General features: G+C 60.7%; 1 protein-coding gene and 1 pseudogene. One reads left to right on the top strand and one right to left on the bottom strand.

The window, feature by feature from the left end; translation table 11 throughout:
- The first annotated feature begins 829 nt into the window (after positions 1-829).
- Positions 830-1,417 (top strand): TMEM175 family protein, encoded by a 588-nt coding sequence (locus ASG92_RS24640; RefSeq protein ID WP_056634887.1) that lies wholly within the window; start codon positions 830-832, stop codon positions 1,415-1,417.
- Here ASG92_RS24640 and ASG92_RS30160 read toward each other — a convergent pair.
- Positions 1,395-1,891, bottom strand: a pseudogene (locus ASG92_RS30160) (transposase); the annotation flags it as partial. The gene ASG92_RS24640 and the pseudogene ASG92_RS30160 sit on opposite strands and share 23 nt — an antisense overlap.
- Positions 1,892-2,135 lie beyond the last annotated feature (244 nt).

The following is a 2,135-nucleotide window of genomic DNA, read 5'->3' as shown; positions in this document are numbered from 1 at the left end:
ATCAGACTATCGTCGCGCACGGCGATCAAAGATTGGCTGGGCATCGTGAATCAGTTCCTGGTTCTCGCCCTACATCACACGGCGGACTTGCTCTGAGCTGCTGGCCTCACCCAACCCTGACACGTAGGGGCAGCCCGACTGCCCAGCCGGGTGCATTCCGTCCGTTCGCTGCTCAATCACTTAGGTCAACACCCGCGGCCGCAAGCAACAGCGAAATTGGCCAGGCAGCGATGCTGAACGAGCTCACCTCGACTTGGAGGTGTTTCGGATACGGAGGAATCACAGCGGCCGGACTTCTGGACATGGGCGTGGGAATATTTGGCCGCCAGAACTGCGACGCCCCTTGCGGCATGGTTCTTGGCACGGAGTTCAACCTTTGAGTGGGCGTCGCTCGCGCTGTTGAGGTACATATGGGGATGAGCAACACTTGGAGACAAACAGCGCCTTCCTTCAACACCTTCACGGTATTTTCATGACAGAGAATTTCGAGGCGGCCTAGAAATGCCTGGGAAGAGACGAGGATTCTTGGGCTTTGGGTCGTGCTGACTCCAACCCCTTCGCATCTCGACTTTCGAATGAGGTTTCGCTGGCGGAGGCACCTTTTCGGCCCATGGCGGATGGAGCGGAAGGTCGTCCGGGAGATCTATCTGGATTCTACGAACGCTTTGACGGCCTGGAACCGCGTGCGCGAGTGGAATGGATACCGGATACTGTGGGTGGCCGTGAGTTTCCGGGTGTGCCGGACTGTGCCACGCCCCCGGACTGTTTCACCCCTCAGCCTTGGCCACGGAGGCCTGGATTACGATGATGCCCTCACGGAAGGAACCCGGTGAACAAGAACCGCTTGGAGACATTCAGCGATGGCGTGCTGGCCATAGTCATCACCATCATGGTGCTCGAACTGCGCGTGCCGCACGAACCGACCTGGCATGGCCTGGTCGCTGTCCTCCCCACTTTCCTCAGCTACCTGCTTAGTTTCGTTTATGTTGGAATCTACTGGAACAACCACCACCACATGATCCACTTGGCCGACCGGGTCAACGGCGGGATCCTGTGGGCGAACCTGCACCTGTTGTTCTGGCTCTCCCTCATCCCATTCAGCACACGGTGGATGGATGAGTCCGGCTTCGTGGACGTCCCCGTGCTGGTATATGGGATCAACCTGCTCTGCGCAGCCATCGCCTACTTCATCCTGCAACAGGCCGTGATCCGCCAGCAGGGCCGAGAGGGTGCCCTGGCCCGGGCAGTTGGCCGGGACTGGAAAGGCAAGGCATCGCCGCTGATTTACCTCGCCGGCCTTGCCCTAAGCATCGTGCAGCCGCTGCTGGGCGTTGCTGTCTACACTGTCGTGGCTCTGATCTGGCTGGTTCCGGACCGTCGCATGGAACACTTCGTCACCCGGGCGCACCAGGACTGACCCCCGTGCAGCCGGGAACGGCGGGGGTATCCCTATGCTTTTGGTCAAGCGGCCTGGGCGCGTTTTTCGTCGTAGAGGGGGCCTGTTTGGGCATGGAGTAGATGGCGTCGCAGCGGTGCGGGGCCAGGCAGATGACGGGCGGCGTTGTGTTTCTTTCCCTGTGCCCGTTTCTTTTGGTAGTAGGCCTTCGAGGCCGGGTGGCGGCAGCTGGCGATCCAGGCGGATCTGAAGACGGCGTTCTTGAGCTGCTTGTTCCCGGGAGCGTGCGGGGAATTCACCGCGGATCTAGGTTCCGGAGCGCCGTGTCACTGGTCGATGCCGGCGTAGGCGGCGAGGTGTCCGGCGGAGGTGAAGTGCGGGCATCACCGATGGTCAGGAGTATCGTCGCTGCGGTCCGCGGCCGACGCCCGGCAGGGACATCGAGACCTGGGAAAGAGGGAAGTCATCGAGAAGTTTTTCGACTTCTTCGACCACGATGGCGCATTGGTGTTTGAGCTCCCGGTACTTGAAGGCTTCTCAGGAAGCGCCCAAAGTGGTCGCGCTCGGCGGCGGAAGCGTGTGCCGCGGTCAGCTGAGCAAACCTCTCCCCCGGCCCTTATCCTCAGCCGAACGTGCAGTCGACGATGACTTTTCTCAGGGCGGTCTCGAGAACGGTGAGTTCCTGATCGTTGAGCCGCTCTACGAACAGTTTCGACACACCCTGAAGGTGGACTGGCAT

The sequence above is a fragment of the Arthrobacter sp. Soil736 genome (assembly GCF_001428005.1).
Taxonomy (GTDB): Bacteria; Actinomycetota; Actinomycetes; order Actinomycetales; family Micrococcaceae; genus Arthrobacter.
This window is presented reverse-complemented; position numbering and strand designations above follow the sequence as displayed.